Source organism: Streptomyces sp. NPDC047108 (genome assembly GCF_040643575.1).
GTDB lineage: Bacteria > Actinomycetota > Actinomycetes > Streptomycetales > Streptomycetaceae > Streptomyces.
On record NZ_JBEYUP010000002.1, the window covers coordinates 521226 to 535501 of the forward strand.

12 protein-coding genes and 2 pseudogenes are annotated in these 14276 nt (G+C 73.7%); 8 read left to right on the forward strand and 6 right to left on the reverse strand.

The window, feature by feature from the left end; all coding sequences use genetic code 11:
- Nucleotides 1-10 precede the first annotated feature (10 nt).
- Nucleotides 11-808: a hypothetical protein gene (locus ABZ822_RS07420; protein ID WP_360848250.1), complete on the forward strand. Its 798-nt coding sequence runs from the start codon at nt 11-13 to the stop codon at nt 806-808.
- A gap of 98 nt (nt 809-906) precedes the next feature.
- On the forward strand, nt 907-2133 hold the full coding sequence (locus ABZ822_RS07425; protein ID WP_360848253.1) for a hypothetical protein: 1227 nt from the start codon (nt 907-909) through the stop codon (nt 2131-2133).
- 171 nt (nt 2134-2304) lie between these two features.
- Here ABZ822_RS07425 and ABZ822_RS07430 read toward each other — a convergent pair whose 3' ends face one another.
- The gene (locus ABZ822_RS07430) at nt 2305-3000 is read right to left on the reverse strand and encodes a class I SAM-dependent methyltransferase (protein ID WP_360848256.1); all 696 of its coding nucleotides are present in this window, start codon (nt 2998-3000) and stop codon (nt 2305-2307) included.
- Nucleotides 3001-3126: 126 nt separating this feature from the next.
- Between ABZ822_RS07430 and ABZ822_RS07435 the strand changes: the two genes are divergently transcribed.
- Complete coding sequence (locus tag ABZ822_RS07435) at nt 3127-4569, forward strand: serine hydrolase domain-containing protein (protein ID WP_360848259.1); 1443 nt, start codon at nt 3127-3129, stop codon at nt 4567-4569.
- 277 nt (nt 4570-4846) lie between these two features.
- Here the strand turns inward: ABZ822_RS07435 and ABZ822_RS07440 are convergent, their stop codons facing one another.
- Both ABZ822_RS07440 and ABZ822_RS07445 read right to left on the reverse strand, forming a co-directional pair.
- Complete coding sequence (locus ABZ822_RS07440; RefSeq protein ID WP_360848857.1) at nt 4847-5299, reverse strand: GNAT family N-acetyltransferase; 453 nt, start codon at nt 5297-5299, stop codon at nt 4847-4849.
- Between the two features lie 245 nt (nt 5300-5544).
- Nucleotides 5545-6006: pseudogene (locus ABZ822_RS07445) on the reverse strand (MarR family transcriptional regulator); the annotation flags it as partial.
- 218 nt (nt 6007-6224) lie between these two features.
- Here ABZ822_RS07445 and ABZ822_RS07450 point away from each other — a divergent pair.
- The gene (locus tag ABZ822_RS07450; protein ID WP_360848261.1) at nt 6225-7445 is read left to right on the forward strand and encodes an MFS transporter; all 1221 of its coding nucleotides are present in this window, start codon (nt 6225-6227) and stop codon (nt 7443-7445) included.
- 65 nt (nt 7446-7510) lie between these two features.
- Here the strand turns inward: ABZ822_RS07450 and ABZ822_RS07455 are convergent, their stop codons facing one another.
- Both ABZ822_RS07455 and ABZ822_RS07460 read right to left on the reverse strand, forming a co-directional pair.
- Complete coding sequence (locus ABZ822_RS07455; RefSeq protein ID WP_360848264.1) at nt 7511-8410, reverse strand: GNAT family N-acetyltransferase; 900 nt, start codon at nt 8408-8410, stop codon at nt 7511-7513.
- Nucleotides 8407-8973 (reverse strand): DUF2269 domain-containing protein, encoded by a 567-nt coding sequence (locus ABZ822_RS07460; protein WP_360848267.1) that lies wholly within the window; start codon nt 8971-8973, stop codon nt 8407-8409. The genes ABZ822_RS07455 and ABZ822_RS07460 overlap by 4 nt, the downstream gene beginning before the upstream one ends.
- A 288-nt stretch (nt 8974-9261) precedes the next feature.
- On the opposite strand from ABZ822_RS07460, the gene ABZ822_RS07465 reads away from it, so the two are divergent.
- The gene (locus ABZ822_RS07465; protein ID WP_360848270.1) at nt 9262-9894 is read left to right on the forward strand and encodes a haloacid dehalogenase-like hydrolase; all 633 of its coding nucleotides are present in this window, start codon (nt 9262-9264) and stop codon (nt 9892-9894) included.
- 1036 nt (nt 9895-10930) lie between these two features.
- Here ABZ822_RS07465 and ABZ822_RS07470 read toward each other — a convergent pair.
- A complete protein-coding gene (locus ABZ822_RS07470) occupies nt 10931-11359 on the reverse strand; it encodes a hypothetical protein (protein WP_360848890.1) in 429 nt (142 codons plus the stop codon).
- Between ABZ822_RS07470 and ABZ822_RS07475 the strand changes: the two are divergent.
- From ABZ822_RS07475 to ABZ822_RS07485, 3 genes and pseudogenes are all read left to right on the forward strand, one after another.
- Nucleotides 11340-12482 (forward strand): annotated as a pseudogene (locus tag ABZ822_RS07475) (globin domain-containing protein); the annotation flags it as partial. The gene ABZ822_RS07470 and the pseudogene ABZ822_RS07475 sit on opposite strands and share 20 nt — an antisense overlap.
- A gap of 107 nt (nt 12483-12589) precedes the next feature.
- Nucleotides 12590-13285, forward strand: coding sequence for a pyridoxamine 5'-phosphate oxidase family protein (locus ABZ822_RS07480; protein WP_360848860.1), 696 nt, complete (start codon nt 12590-12592; stop codon nt 13283-13285).
- 99 nt (nt 13286-13384) lie between these two features.
- The gene (locus tag ABZ822_RS07485; protein WP_360848273.1) at nt 13385-14263 is read left to right on the forward strand and encodes a pentapeptide repeat-containing protein; all 879 of its coding nucleotides are present in this window, start codon (nt 13385-13387) and stop codon (nt 14261-14263) included.
- The last annotated feature ends 13 nt before the right edge of the window (nt 14264-14276 follow it).

The following is a 14276-nucleotide window of genomic DNA, read 5'->3' on the forward strand; positions in this document are numbered from 1 at the left end:
AGGCCCCCCTTTGTCTGCATCGTTCGCCCTGCCTGGAGCTGTGCGCCTGCCGCGCACGGCGATGGCCCGGCGTGCGCTGCTCGTGACCCTCTTCCTCGGGGGTCTGATGGGGCTGGCCCTCCTCTTCGGAGGCAGCGCGCAGGCCGCGGAGTCCGACGGTTCGCCGGGCGCCAAGAAGCTGCTCGCACCCGCCGCCGAGATGCACGAGAAGACGAAGAAGCACTTCTCCGAGGCCGCCGAGCGCGAAGCGGACCAGTCCGCGGAGCGGCGGAAGGCCGTGAAGGACGCCGTCGCCGAGACGGTCCGTCCGATCACCGACCGGACGGAGCGCATCACCCGCCCCGTTCGCGACCTCGTCGAGGACACCACCGACGCCGCCGGCCTCCCGGTCGACCTCCCCGAGAACGAGCGGGGCGGCGACAACGGGCAGGGCACAGGACGCCAGACCGGGCACGCCCCGGCCGACAAGGGCGGTTCCACCGGCGCCGGTACCGACAGCGCCCGCACCGGGTTCGTCTCCGCCCCCACCGTGTCGCAGGACAGCGGCGCCGGTGCGGCGGAGCAGGCCCGCGCGGCCGGTGACGAGAACCGGGGCGGGCTGCCCGCGCAGCTCCCCCAGGCGCCCGCCCCCGTGGGCGGGTCGGCGTCCCAGCACGCCGGTGACGGCAACGGTCCCCGTGGCGGGGACGCGAACGCCGCCACCGCGTCCGGCGCCCCGCGCTTCGGCCTGGTGGCCGGCGCGATCCGCGCGGCGAGCACCACGCCGACGCGCGACCGATCCTCCGAAATCCTCGAATTCCCGGGCTAGGGCAGGCCGTTCCCCCGCATCAGGACCTGCCGCGCGGGGGCGGAACAGGTCTGCCCATCCCCGAAGCCCGTGAGTTCGAGTTCGAAGGATCCCCCTTCATGCGTAAGAACATCCGCCGTTCCATCCTCGTCGCCGCTGCCGCCTCCGGTCTGTGGGCCCTCGGTACCGCCGGAGCTTCCGCGGCCGAGCTGCCCGAGGTGCCCGACACCGGCTCCGTCAGCGACACCGTGAAGAGCACCACCTCCGGCCTCACCGGCGACGCCGCCGGCACCGTGACGAAGAAGCTGCCCGCGGGTGACGCGGCCGGCACCGCCCAGGAGACCGTCCAGGGCACCACCGACAAGGTCACCGGCACCCTCGGCGGCGGCCTGCCGTCCGCCGACGGCGTGACCGGCACCGTCCAGGACACCCTGGGCGACGTCACCGGTGGTGGCCTCGGCGATGTGGCGGACCACCAGAAGGTCACCGGCAAGGTCAGCAAGGAGGCCCGCGAGGCGACCAAGGGCAAGGTGCCCTCCGCCGGCGACGTGACCGGCCAGCTGCCCGCCGCCCCGGCCGTGCCCGCGGTTCCGGCCGTGCCCGCGTCCCCCGCCGTTCCGGCTGTCCCGGCCGTTCCGGCCACCCCGGAGCTGCCCGAGGGTCTGCCCGCCGCCCCGGCGCTGCCCTCCGCCCCCAACACCGACGACCTGCTGAGCGGTCTCGCGGCCGCGGGTGTCCGCCCCGAGCAGCTCACCACCACCGTGCAGGGCGCCGTGTCCACCGCCCGCCCGGCCGTGGAGCAGGTCGCCACCGACGTGCTGCCCCCCGTCGCTCACAAGATCGTCATCAAGGTCGTCCCGGTCGCCGAGCAGGCCGTCGGTGGTGCCGGCGAGCTGGCGGGCAACGCCACCGGCCGCACGGTGCCGTTCGCGCAGGGTGTCGCCGGTGACGTGACCCCGCTGGCGCAGGGCATCGCGGGCGACGTGTCCCCCTTCGCCCAGAGCGTCGTGGCCGACGTGACGCCGTTCGCGCAGGGCATCGCCGGTGACGTGACCCCGTTCGCGCAGGGTGTCGTCGCCGACGTGACCCCGTACGCCCAGGGCCTGGTCATCACGGTCGCCACCGACGCGCAGGGTGCCGCGGGCAACGCCGTCTCCGGCGTGCAGACGCTGGCCCCGACCGCCGTTCCGGCCGACCTGACCGACGCCGCCAACATCCCGGCGCTGCCGGCCTTCGGTGCGGTTCCGGCTGTCCCGGCTGTCCCGGCCGCCCCCGGCATTCCGGCCGACCTGCCCGCCTTCGCCGCCGTTCCGGCCGCGCCCTCGCTCGGTGGCTTCACCGCCTGAGCGACTGACGCCGCAGAGGTTCCTTCCGGCGGAGGGCCACGCACAGCACTGACCGTACGGGCGACCCCCTTTGGGGAGGGGGCCGCCCGTCGGCGTGCGCGGAGGCAGCACGCGGGCCGGCCCGGTCACGGGCCACCGTGACGCGAACCGCTGCCGCGACCCCGGGCTCGACTACGTGGCAGGGCGCGGGCGGTGGAACTCGGCCCGCCAGCGGCGCCGGCCGGGCTCTCCCGGCCGCGGGACGTCCTCGATCCGTACGGCGTCGAGACCGCCGGCGGCGAAAGCGTCGATCTCGCGGCGCGTCAGCGGCCACGGAGGCCCGCTCTCCGCGGCGTCGCCCTCCCCGCGGGCGGCGGCGATGACGAGGAGCGTTCCCCCGGGGCCGGTCAACTCCCCGACGCGGTCGATGGCTTCGCGCCGTACGGGGTCCGGAAGCGCCTGCACCGTCAGGCTCTCCACGACGAGGCCGAACGCGCCCCGCCACTCCGCGGGAGGATCCAGCAGATCGGCGGTCCGGTACTGGACCGCCGAGCCGGGGAACTGGCGCCGGGCGGCGGCTACCGCGGAGTCCGAGATGTCGAAGGCCACCGTGTCGAATCCGTGCTCCGCCAGCAGTTCGGCGTCGAACCCGGGGCCGCAGCCCACGACGAGGGCGCGCTCCCCGGCCGCCGGGCGCGGACGGCCGCGCAGCCATTCCACGAGCATCGGGTGCGGTCCGCCGCGGTCCCACGGCACGACCGCATCGCCGCCTTCGGCCGCGGCGTAGAGGCGCTCGAACCAGCCGGTGGGGTCGTCCTCCGCGAGGGATTCGGCCGACAGCCGCCTCGCGTCCTCCTCCGGATCCCGCTCGGGCTCCGTTCCGGTCATGGTCCTCCGCCTCCGATCACGCGCGTGCCTGCCCCGCAGCGTAAGCGAGGTGCCCGAGCGTCGACACGGGCTCCCGGGCGGCAGACTGAGGTGCGGCGGAGGAGGGCGTGGCGGTAGAAGTGGCCCATGAGCGAGACCTTCGAAGAGCTGCTGCCGTCCACCCGCCGTGCCCTGGACCACCGGATCGCGACCGCCCAGGCCGAGGGGCGCGCCCCGTCCGTCGTCGCCGCCGTCGTCCGGGAGGGGCGGACGGTGTGGACAGGGGCCCGCGGCACGGTCGACGGCCGCGAGGCGGGCGGCGCGCCGGACGCAGCGACGCAGTACCGCATCGGCTCGATCACCAAGACCTTCACGGCAGTTCTCGTTCTGATGCTCCGGGACGAGGGGCTGCTCGACCTCCTCGATCCGCTGGAGAAGCACCTCCCCGGCGCCGCCGTCACCACCGGTGTGGGCGAAGTGACGATCGCTCAGCTCCTGTCCCACACCTCCGGTCTCGCCGCCGAGTCGCCGAGCCCCTGGTGGGAACGGACGCCCGGCTCTCTCCGACCCACCCTCGCCGACGTCCTGGGCGAGGAGCCGCTGCGGCACCCCTCCGGCCGGGTCCACCACTACTCCAACCCCGGCTATACGGTGCTCGGTTCGCTCGTCGAGAAGCTGCGCGGCGAATCCTGGGAGACCGTGCTCCGGCGCGACGTGCTCGAGCCGCTCGGCATGACCCGTACCTCCGGGCAGGCCCGGTCCCCGTACGCGCCGGGATGGGCCGTGCATCCGTGGGCGGACGTCCTGCTGCCCGAGCCGGCCGAGGACCTCGGACTGATGGCCCCTGCCGGGCAGTTGTGGTCCACGACCGCGGACCTCGCCCGCTGGGCGCGCTTCCTCGCCGAGGGGGACGCTCGGGTGCTGGGCCCGGAGTCCGTGGCCGAGATGCGGAGGCCCGCGGCGGCGCCGGACCCCGACACTCCGGAGGCGGGCTACGGACTGGGGCTGCAGCTGGCGCGGCGCGACGGACGCACACTCGTCGGGCACACCGGTTCCCTGCCCGGCTTCCTCGCCACCCTGTGGGTGAGCACCGAGGACGGACTGGCCGGGGTCGCGCTGGCCAATGCCACCTCCGGTCCCCTCATGAGCGCGCTGGCCTCCGATCTCGTACGGATCACAGCCGAGCACGAACCCCGGATGCCCGCGCCGTGGGCGCCGCTGCCCGACGCCGATCCCGACCTGCTGGCGCTCACCGGCCCCTGGTACTGGGGCCCGGCCCCGTTCCTGATGCGCCTCGCGGCAGGGCGCGCCCTGGAGTTGGTGCCGCTGTCGGGAGCGGGCCGTGGGTCCCGTTTCCGCGCCGAGGACGACGGGACCTGGACCGGGCTGGACGGTTACTACGCGGGTGAGACGCTGCGCCCGGTGCGCGCCTCGGCCGGACCGGGGGACACGGACGACACGGAGGCGGGGACCGTGACCCATCTCGACCTGGGCTCCTTCGTCTTCACCCGTCGGCCGTACGACCCCGGGGCCGCGGTGCCCGGCGGTGTCGACCTTGAGGGCTGGCGGCCCGTCCCGCCCGCGTCGTGAGCGGGTACGGCGTAAGCCGGTGCTGGGCGTCGTGAGCACGGTCGTCACGCCATGTTTCACGTGAAACAGCGCGTCGTACGGAGCTTCACGACACGAGTTCCCGCTCCAGCGGAGTGCGGCGCCCGATCCACCGTCCACCGCTCATCGCGTCCCTCCGTGGTCCGCGCCGGGGCCCGTACTCCCGCTCACCGCTCACCGTACGGCGGGCGGCGATGGCCTGCGCGTGCGCCAGGGCCGGGTCCGGGTCCGGGTCCGGTGCCCGCGGGACGCGGGTGGGTCAGAGAAGGAGTTTGAAGCCGAGGTGGGAGGCCTCGAAGCCGAGGCGCTCGTAGAAGCGGTGGGCCTCGATCCGGGTGGCGTCCGACGTGAGCTGCACCAACTGGCAGTCCTGGCGCCGCGATTCCTCCACGGCCCACTCGATGAGCCGGGTGCCGAGGCCGCTCCCGCGCTCGTCGGCGTGCACACGGACGGCTTCGATCAGGGAACGGGTGGCACCGCGCCGGGACAGGCCGGGGATCAGGGTGAGCTGGAGTGTGCCGACGGCCCGGCCGTCGCGGATCGCGACCACCAGACGCTGATTGGGGTCGTCCGCCAGCCGCTCGAACGCCCGGCGGTACGGGGCGAGTTCGTCCGTCGACTCCCGCTGCGCGCCGAGCGGGTCGTCGGCCAGCATCGCGACGATGGCGGGAACGTCGTCGGGGACCGCCGGGCGGATGATGAGGTCGCTCATGCGGGGCAGATTACGCGGCAGCGCCTCGGCGACTGCGGGCGGCTCCGGGCGTACGGCCTGGTGACCGGTGGTCCTGCGCTCGCGCCGGCTCAAGGGCGAGCTGTCCACGCAGGTCTCCCGCCGCGCCCTCCCCGTATCGCCGCGCGTGGTGCGCCCTACGCGGGGGCGGGCTCGACCGGACCCGGCCGTTCCTCCCGCTCGGCCTCCCGCGCCGGTTCCTGCGGCAGGACCGGGACGGCACCGGGCGTGATGCCCTCCAACGCCGCGACGAGCGGGGCGAGTTCGGGTACGTCCGCCGCCCGGTCCAGCGCCTCGCGCAGTGCGTGGTCGTTCGTCGGGCGGGCAGCTTCCAGCAGTTTCCGGCCCACGGCGGTGACCTCGGTGTAGATGCCGCGCCGGTCCGTGGCGCAGAGGTAGCGGGACAGGAGCCCGCGGTCCTCGAGCCGGTTGACCAGGCGGGTCGTGGCGCTCTGGCTGAGGACCACCGAGTCGGCGAGCTGGTTCATGCGCAGATGGCCGCCCTCGCCGGAGTGCTGTCCGCTGAGCACGTCCAGGACGGAGAACTCGCGGACGCTCAGGTCGTGCGCCGCCTGCAGCGCGCGCTCGATGTGCGCCTCGATCCGTCCGTGCAGCAGGGAGAGGGCGCACCAGCTCTGGGCCAGGTACCGCTCGGGGGGTGTCGGCTCGCCCCGCTCCGGTTCGGTCATCCGGTGCCTCCTCAAGCGTCTCGTCCTGTCCCGCTGCCGTGCGCCGGCACGTCTCCCGGCCCGCGCTCGTCCGTCTCCCGGCCCGTCAGCGGGCCTGGCATCCGCTCCGACCAGGATAGGCCAGTGTCACAATATCCAGCGCTTGCAAATAATCAGCGTCTGCAATTATTGTCAACGCCGGAAACAGGCACACGCTCTATGTAAGGAAGGCGCGACTCATGCCGCTCGCACTCCTGGCGCTGGCCATCGGCGCCTTCGGTATCGGCACCACGGAATTCGTGATCATGGGGCTGCTGCCGGAGGTCGCCGCCGACTACGGCGTCTCGATCCCCACCGCCGGCTTGCTCGTCACCGGCTACGCGCTCGGAGTCGTCATCGGCGCACCGCTGATGACCGTCCTCGGCACCCGGGTGGAGCGGAAGCGCATGCTGATGTTCCTGATGGGCCTGTTCATCGCGGGCAACGCGCTCTCGGCCCTCGCCCCCGCCTTCGGCGTGATGCTCGCCGGCCGGGTCCTCGCCTCGCTCGCGCACGGCGCGTTCTTCGGGATCGGCTCGGTCGTCGCCGCCGATCTGGTCGCCCCGCACAAGAGGGCCGGGGCCATCGCGATGATGTTCACCGGTCTCACCGTCGCCAACGTCGTCGGCGTACCGCTCGGCACCCTGGTCGGCCAGAGCCTGGGCTGGCGGGTCACCTTCGCGATCGTCGCCGGGCTCGGCGTCATCGGTCTGGCCGGGATCGCCCGGCTCGTCCCGCGGCAGCCGCGCCCCGAGGGCGTCCGCGTGCGCCACGAACTGGCCGCGTTCCGCAACGTCCAGGTCCTGCTCGCCATGGCGATGACGGTGCTCGGCTTCGGCGGCGTCTTCGCGGCCGTCACCTACATCACGCCGATGATGACGGAGGCGGCCGGGTTCGCGGACGCCTCCGTCACCTGGCTCCTTGTCCTCTTCGGCCTCGGGATGGTCGGTGGCAACCTGATCGGCGGGCGGTTCGCGGACCGGGCGCTGATGCCCCTGCTCCACGTGACGCTGGGCGGGCTGGCCCTCGTCCTGGCGCTTTTCACCGTGACCGCGCACGACAAGATCGCGGCGGCCGTCAGCATCGCCCTGATCGGCGCCCTCGGCTTCGCCACCGTGCCGCCGCTGCAGAAGCGCGTGCTGGACCAGGCCGCGGGCGCGCCCACCCTCGCCTCCGCGGTCAACATCGGCGCGTTCAACCTGGGCAACGCCCTGGCGGCCTGGCTGGGCGGCATGGTCATCGCGGCCGGCTACGGCTACACGGCCCCGAACTGGGTGGGCGCCGCGCTCGCCGCCTCCGCTCTCGGGCTCGCCTTCCTCTCCGGTGCGCTGGAGCGCAGGAGGACGGGTGACGGCGACGGCGGTGACAGCCGCGTCGTGACAGGGAGTGCGGCCGCGGCACCTGCGGTGGCGCGTCGCTGAAGCGCCGGTCCACGGATCCTGGTCTCCGGATCCCGTGCCCCGGGAGGGACGACCGGGACGGGACGTCAGCCCAGCGTCACGCCCATCGGTGCGAAGCGCCGGTGGTGATCCCCGGGCAGGTCCGCGGCGCCGTGGATCATCACGGCGGTGGAGATGCGCGGCGCGAGGCCGCGGGCGGTGAGCCAACTCCCGAGTGCATGGTGACGGTCGTCCGGATCCAGCCGGAGCTCGCCCTCCGTACGGACCGCGAGATCGGCGATCAACTGCCGTGCGGACCGGTCGTCCTGGGCGACGACCGGTCCGATCACGGTGGTGCCCCCGGTGCGCCAGGCCGCTGCGAAGCCGGTCGGGCCACCCGGCCCCTCGGCGACGCGCAGCTGGTCCGCGAACGCGGGGATCCGCGTGATCAGATGGGTGCGGTCCGCGCTCGAGACCGCGGTGTCGAGTGCGAGGACCGCCGGAAGGTCCGCAGCGGTCGCGCGCCGGGTCGTCGCCCGGCTCCCCGCGGCGCCGTGCTCGACGTCGAGGTCGGACTCGGGCTCGGGCTCAGGCCGGAAGTGCCCGGTGTACGCCGTGGCGCGACCGACCGTACGGAATCCCGAGCGCTCGTACAGCTCGCGGTCGCCCTCGTCCGCGAAGAGGAACACCGGTGTGCGGCCGGCCTCTTCCAGCGCACGGGCCACCAGCCGGCGGCCGAGGCCGCGCCGCGCATGCCGCTCCGCCACCAGCACCGTGCTCAGGCACGCCAGTCCGGGGCCGTACCGGGTGAGGACGAACGAGCCGATCAGACCGTCACCGTCCGGGTCGTCGACGCCGAAGCCCTCACCGGCGGAGAGCAGAAGCCGCCAGACGCGGGCGCAGACGCGGTCGTCGCCCGGAAGGCCGCGGTCGGCCGCGAGGTCGAGGCAGCGGGGGAGGTCGGCGCGGGACAGACGGCGGATCGGTGCGGTCGTCAGCAGCGTCATGGCGCCAGGCTGTCCGACGCGGGCTGCGTCCGTCGACCGGATATCCCAACGCCGGGGGAACGGCCGGTGTCGTGTGCGCGCCGTCCGCGCCGGGTCAGCCCCCAGGGCTTGAGCACCGAGATCGCGGTGACGAACACGTACAGCGCCGTGGCGACGGACGGGGCGACCACCAGATCGGTCGCCGCGGCCCCGACGGGCTCCGCCGACGCCACGGCGCGCGCCGCGTCGTCGATCGCCGGGCGGAGCGAGAAGGCGGTGGCGGCCGTCGCGGCGAGCGTGAGCCAGAACTTGGTGACGACCCAGCGGTGCCGGGCCAGGCCCCACCGGGTGCCCAGCGACAGCACGAGCCCGCTGACCAGGGACGCCAGGGCGATCGGCAGGATCAGCCAGTCGCCGAAGACCTGCATGGAGCGGTACGAGGCCTCGGCGGCCGCCGCCGAACCGCTCACCGCTGCCGTGACGCCGAGGGCGAGCAGGCCGGTGGTCAGGCCGAGCCAGCCGACGGACACGCTGACGTGGACGACGAGGAGGGCCCGGCGGGCCGGGCGGGAGAGCTGCTTCATGACTCCCACGGTCGCGGGCGCGGCGCCGGCGGTCGTCGCACGGCGGGAGTATCCGCGGGGCCTCCGACGGTAGGACGCCCCGGCCTGCCTGGCCCGCCCGACCGCACCGACCGCCCGATCCGCACCCTTCGCCCGATCCGCACCCATCGCCCGGCCACCGGCCACTGGCCGCAGCCGCCGGACCGCAGGCACCCGCCGGACCGTACACACCCGTCCACCGGGCGGGTGCTGCCGGGCCCGCCCGACCGCTCTCGTCCTCCGCGCGGTCGCTCGCCTAGGCTCGCGCGCATGTCCCGACTCCACCTCTTCGACCTCGACGGCACGTTGCTGTACGGCTCGGCCGCTCCCGTCGAGATCTCCCGTCAGCTCGGTCTGGCCGAGGAGATCGCGGCGCTCGAGCGCGACTTCGCGACCCGGCGCATCGAGCCGCCGGAATTCGCCCTGCGCGTGCGCGAGTTGTGGGCGGATCTCACCGAGGCGCATGTGGCGGCGGCCTTCGAGGGCGCGCCGTGGCTGTCCGGCATCCGGGAGGTGTGGGCGGACATCCGCGCCGGCGGGGACTACTGCGCGGTGATCTCGTTGTCGCCCGGCTTCTTCGTCGACCGGCTCAAGGACTGGGGCGCCCACGCCACCCACGGATCGCGCTTCCCCGCGGTGCCGTTCCGCGAGCCGGTCGATCCCGCGGGAATCCTGTCCGCCGGGGCGAAGGTGACGATCGCCGACGCACTGTGCGACCGGTTCGGAGTGGGCCGCGGGGACTGCGTGGCCTACGGCGACTCGATGTCGGACGCGGAGCTGTTCGCCGCGCTGCCGGTGTCGGTCGCCGTGAACGCGGACCACCACGTCAGCGGGCTGGCTTCGTATGCGTACACCGGGCGGGATCTGCGGGACGCGTATCATCTGTTGCGTAACCGCGGGTAATTCACGACTCGTCAGGTGACAAGAGAATTCAGTGCAATGTGGGCGAGATCACGGGATGCGTAACCGGTTTCGTAGGTGAGCGAGATCGGGGCTTGTGGATTCAACCGGGCCCGGTATGGTCGAGTCCGGTTCGACCGTGACGGCCGCGCAACACCACGTCGTGGGGACATGACAGCCTACGGTAACGGAGCGACTGTTGCCCGCACTTCCGGCTATTTGTCCGGTGGAGGGGGCGGGAGTGGCACGCTGCACGGGAGGGAAGTCGCGGCCAATGTCGCCCAACAGGGCCTCTGTCCGCTTCGCGTGGTCTTGCTGAGGTTGGTGCAGGTGATCAAGAACTTTGATCCAACGATCCAGAGAGAACGGTGAATTACCAGCACATTCCGTGTTCGGAAGTGCAATGAACGGCCAAGACCGACTGAATGACGACCGAGAAACGTTCGAGGCGAGGCAGATCCATGGATGCTCCGACCACGACGCCGGCCGACAACAATGGCTCCGGCGGTGACAGTGGGAACTGGGGCTGGTTCACCCCGACTCCGAGCCGGAAGCAGAGTGCTCCCGAGGGCGGGGACCAGGAGCAGGGGGAAGACCGGATACCCAGCCGTCCGGTGAGTCCGATACGGCCGGTGGGCACACCCGGCACGGACCGCCGCCCGGAGCCCGACGCGCATGCCGCGCAGACGGCGCACCAGGAGCGGCAGCGGACGGACGAGCACCAGCGAGCCCACGACGGAGCGCCCGGGCAGAACGGCCCCGCCCCCCGTCGGGCTCCCGCGCAGAACCCCGCCCCCGCGCAGAACCCCGCCCCGTCGCAGAACGGCGGCCCGGCTCCCGGAGAGCCGCCCCACAGTTCGTACTTCGCCACCCCTCCGCCGTACGCCGTACCGCATGCGCCGCCGCACGAGGGATCGCGACCGGCGCAGGCCGCCCCCGCCTCCTCGCTCCACGGGCCGAGACCCGGGGCCGTCCCCGGGCAGAACGGCGCCGGGCCCGCACCCGGCGGAACGGGCGATTCCAGGCGGAACGATTCGTCTCAGGCGGACACCGGTTCCGGCGGCTTCTCCTTCTTCGGCCAGACGTCGGATCCCGAGGCGCCCGCGCAGGCGCCCGGCCCGCAGGCTCCTCCGCAGGCCCCCGGCCCGCAGTCCGCACCGGCCCCCGGGCCCGGCAGCGACCGGCGGAGCACACCGCCCGCCGGGCAGCCGTACGCCGGGACACCTGCCGCTGGAACCCCCGTCCCGCCGCCCGCCGCGCCCGGCCCGAACGCCGCGCCCGGCCCGAACGCCGCGCCCGGCCCGAACGGCGCGCCCGGCCCGAACGGCGCGCCCGGCACCGCGGCGCCGAACGCCGACGCCACGGGGAACTCCGCCGCCGGGAACGCCGCCACCCCCAGTGCTGCGAGCACCGGGAGCACCGCCGGCGCGGACTCCGAGCCACCGCCCTCGCCCGACGCGGTCCTCATCCGCCGCACCATGGCCGAGATCGAGCCCGTCGCGGACAAGGTCACCTCGTACTTCTACGCGATGCTCTTCGTCCGCCACCCCGAGGTGCGCGAGCTCTTCCCCGCCGCCATGGACACCCAGCGCGACCGGCTCTTCAAGGCGCTGCTCACCGCCGCCAAACACGTCGACGACGCCGGGACCCTCAGCGAGTACCTCGCAGGACTCGGCCGCGGCCACCGCAAGTACGGCACGCAGCCCGAGCACTACCCGGCCGTCGGCGAGTGCCTGCTTCTCGCGCTCGGCCGCTACGCCACCTCGACCTGGGACGCGGAGACCGAGGCCGCCTGGGTGCGGGCGTACACCGCGATCTCGCAGATCATGATCGACGCCGCGGCGGTGAACGAACGCACGGCTCCTGCCTGGTGGGAGGCGGAGGTCGTCTCGCACGACCTGCGCACCTCCGACATCGCGGTCATCACGGTGCGCCCGAACCAGCCGTACCCGTTCCGCGCCGGGCAGTACGCGACGCTCGAGACCCCGTGGTGGCCACGCGTCTGGCGCCACTACTCCTTCTCCTCCGCGCCCCGCCCGGACGGCCTGCTTTCCTTCCACATCAAGGCGGTTCCCGCCGGCTGGGTGTCCAACGCCCTGGTTCACCGCGCCCGTCCGGGCGATGTCATCCGCCTCGGCCCGCCCGGCGGATCGATGGCCGTGGACCACAGCAGCGACAACGGCCTGCTGTGTCTGGGCGGTGGCACCGGGATCGCGCCCATCAAGGCGCTCGTCGAGGACGTGGCCGAGCACGGCCGCAAGCGGGCGGTCGACGTGTTCTACGGCGCGCGCAGCGACCGCGACCTCTACGACATCGACACGATGCTGCGGCTGCAGCAGACGCACCCGTGGCTCAACGTCCGCACCGTCGTCGCCGACGGCCCCGCTCCGGCCGGAGCCCTGACGGGCCCCCTCCCGGATGCGGTGCGCCAGTTCGGCCCCTGGGACACCTGTGACGCCTACCTGTCCGGCCCGCCCGGCATGGTCAGCAACGGCGTCGACACCTTGGTCGGGATCGGCATTCCGCCCCACCGGATCCGTCACGACTCCATCGAAGAGCTGGTCGCGTCCGCGCCCGGTCAGGGCGCCTGAGGAGGATTCACGTGGGGGCGGAACCCGTCAGTGGCGGTACCACTCCGGTCACGGTGCGTGCCGCCGTACGACCGGGCAGCGACGGCGAACACGCGCTCCAGGAGCGCATGGAGACCACCGAACGGGCGGACCGCTTCTACGACGAGCAGGTGCTCGACCGGCTCAACGAGCGGATGCGGGACTTCGCCGGGCGCCAGGAGATGTTCTTCCTCGCCACGGCCGACCGGCACGGCGAGTGCGACTCCACGTTCCGGGCCGGTCCGCCCGGCTTTCTCCAGGTGCTGGACGAGAAGACGCTCGTCTACCCCGAGTACCGGGGCAACGGCGTGCTGGCCAGCCTCGGGAACATCGAGGAGAACCCGCACGTGGGGATGCTCATGATCGACTTCCTCCGGGACCGGATCGGCCTCCACGTCAACGGCCGCGCCCGCATCGTGCCCGACGCCGACATGCGCACCTCGTACCCGGACCTGCCGGTGGACCCGGTCCCCGGCCGCCGGGCGCAGCTCTGGGTCGAGGTGACGGTCGAAGAGGCGTACATCCACTGCGCCAAGCACATCCCGCACCTGCAGAAGGTCCCGCAGCAGGACCGCGGTCGCCGCGCCTGGGGCACGGACGACGCCAAGCGGAAGGGCGGGGACTTCTTCGGTGCCGCCGCCGAGGCGAAGGAGCGGGAGCCGTACGAGCGCGAGGGGCCGCCGCCGCATGCCTTCCGTGCGGCCGCCGAGCAGGTGCTCGCCGACGCACGGAAGCGTGGGGCCGTCGAGCCCGAGCAGTCGCCGTTCACCGGCTGGTTCGTCTAGGGACCCGGCCCGCCCCGGGATCCGTCGCCGTCGGGGACAATGGGTGCGTTCCGCCATGTCGTACGCGACATCCCCTCTCGCGGCAGGAGATCACGCGCGTTGGCCCCTGAGCACCAGGCTGCTTCCCCGCACGGAGGCGGCGAGGACGGCGCAGCCGCCGGCGGCCGCCCCGATCTGCGCGCGGACTGCGCGAACTGCTTCGGGCTGTGCTGCGTGGCGCTCCCCTTCGCGCGCTCCGCGGACTTCGCTGCCGACAAGGCCGCGGGTGAGCCGTGTACGCATCTGGGCTCGGACTTCCGCTGCGGTATCCACGCCGACCTGCGGGAGCGGGGCTTCTCCGGCTGCACGGTCTTCGACTGCTTCGGCGCGGGGCAGAAGGTCTCGCAGATCACGTTCGGCGGGAAGGACTGGCGGCGCGCGCCCGGTACGGCGGGGCCGATGTTCGCCGTGTTCCCGGTGATGAGGCAGCTCCACGAACTGCTCCGGTACCTCACCGAGGCGCTTGCCCTGCCGCAGGCCCGCCCCCTCCGGGCCGAACTGCGCCGCGCGCTCGACGCGACGGAACGTCTGACTCACGGCAGCCCCGAGGCGCTGGCCGAGCTGGACGTCGCGGCCGTCCGCCAGGAGGTGGTCCCCCTGCTGAGGCGGGCCGGTGAGCTGGTGAGAGCCACCGCCGCCCCCCACCCCCGAGCCCACCGCAGCAGCCGCGGTCACCGTGCGGACCTCGTCGGGGCCCGCCTCGACGGGGCCGACCTGCGGGGAGCGGACCTCCGCGGCGCCCTCCTCATCGCGGCCCGGCTCCGCAACGCCGATCTGCGGGGAGCGGATCTCATCGGGGCGGACCTCAGGGACGCCGATCTGCGCGGCGCCGATCTGACCGGGAGCGTCTTCCTCACCCAGCCGCAGGTCGACGCGGCCAGGGGAGACGCCGGGACCCGCCTGCCCGCGGGGCTCGACCGCCCCGCCCACTGGCGCTGACGCCGGGGCCGGC

What these genes read in the sequence shown, in the direction of transcription:
- ABZ822_RS07425 (WP_360848253.1), top strand. Translation starts at nt 907, where the DNA reads ATGCGTAAGAACATCCGCCGTTCCATCCTCGTCGCCGCTGCCGCCTCC.
- ABZ822_RS07430 (WP_360848256.1), bottom strand. Translation starts at nt 3,000, where the DNA reads ATGACCGGAACGGAGCCCGAGCGGGATCCGGAGGAGGACGCGAGGCGG.
- ABZ822_RS07435 (WP_360848259.1), top strand. Translation starts at nt 3,127, where the DNA reads ATGAGCGAGACCTTCGAAGAGCTGCTGCCGTCCACCCGCCGTGCCCTG.
- ABZ822_RS07440 (WP_360848857.1), bottom strand. Translation starts at nt 5,299, where the DNA reads ATGAGCGACCTCATCATCCGCCCGGCGGTCCCCGACGACGTTCCCGCC.
- ABZ822_RS07450 (WP_360848261.1), top strand. Translation starts at nt 6,225, where the DNA reads ATGCCGCTCGCACTCCTGGCGCTGGCCATCGGCGCCTTCGGTATCGGC.
- ABZ822_RS07455 (WP_360848264.1), bottom strand. Translation starts at nt 8,410, where the DNA reads ATGACGCTGCTGACGACCGCACCGATCCGCCGTCTGTCCCGCGCCGAC.
- ABZ822_RS07460 (WP_360848267.1), bottom strand. Translation starts at nt 8,973, where the DNA reads ATGAAGCAGCTCTCCCGCCCGGCCCGCCGGGCCCTCCTCGTCGTCCAC.
- ABZ822_RS07465 (WP_360848270.1), top strand. Translation starts at nt 9,262, where the DNA reads ATGTCCCGACTCCACCTCTTCGACCTCGACGGCACGTTGCTGTACGGC.
- ABZ822_RS07470 (WP_360848890.1), bottom strand. Translation starts at nt 11,359, where the DNA reads ATGAGGACCGCGTCGGGCGAGGGCGGTGGCTCGGAGTCCGCGCCGGCG.
- ABZ822_RS07480 (WP_360848860.1), top strand. Translation starts at nt 12,590, where the DNA reads ATGGAGACCACCGAACGGGCGGACCGCTTCTACGACGAGCAGGTGCTC.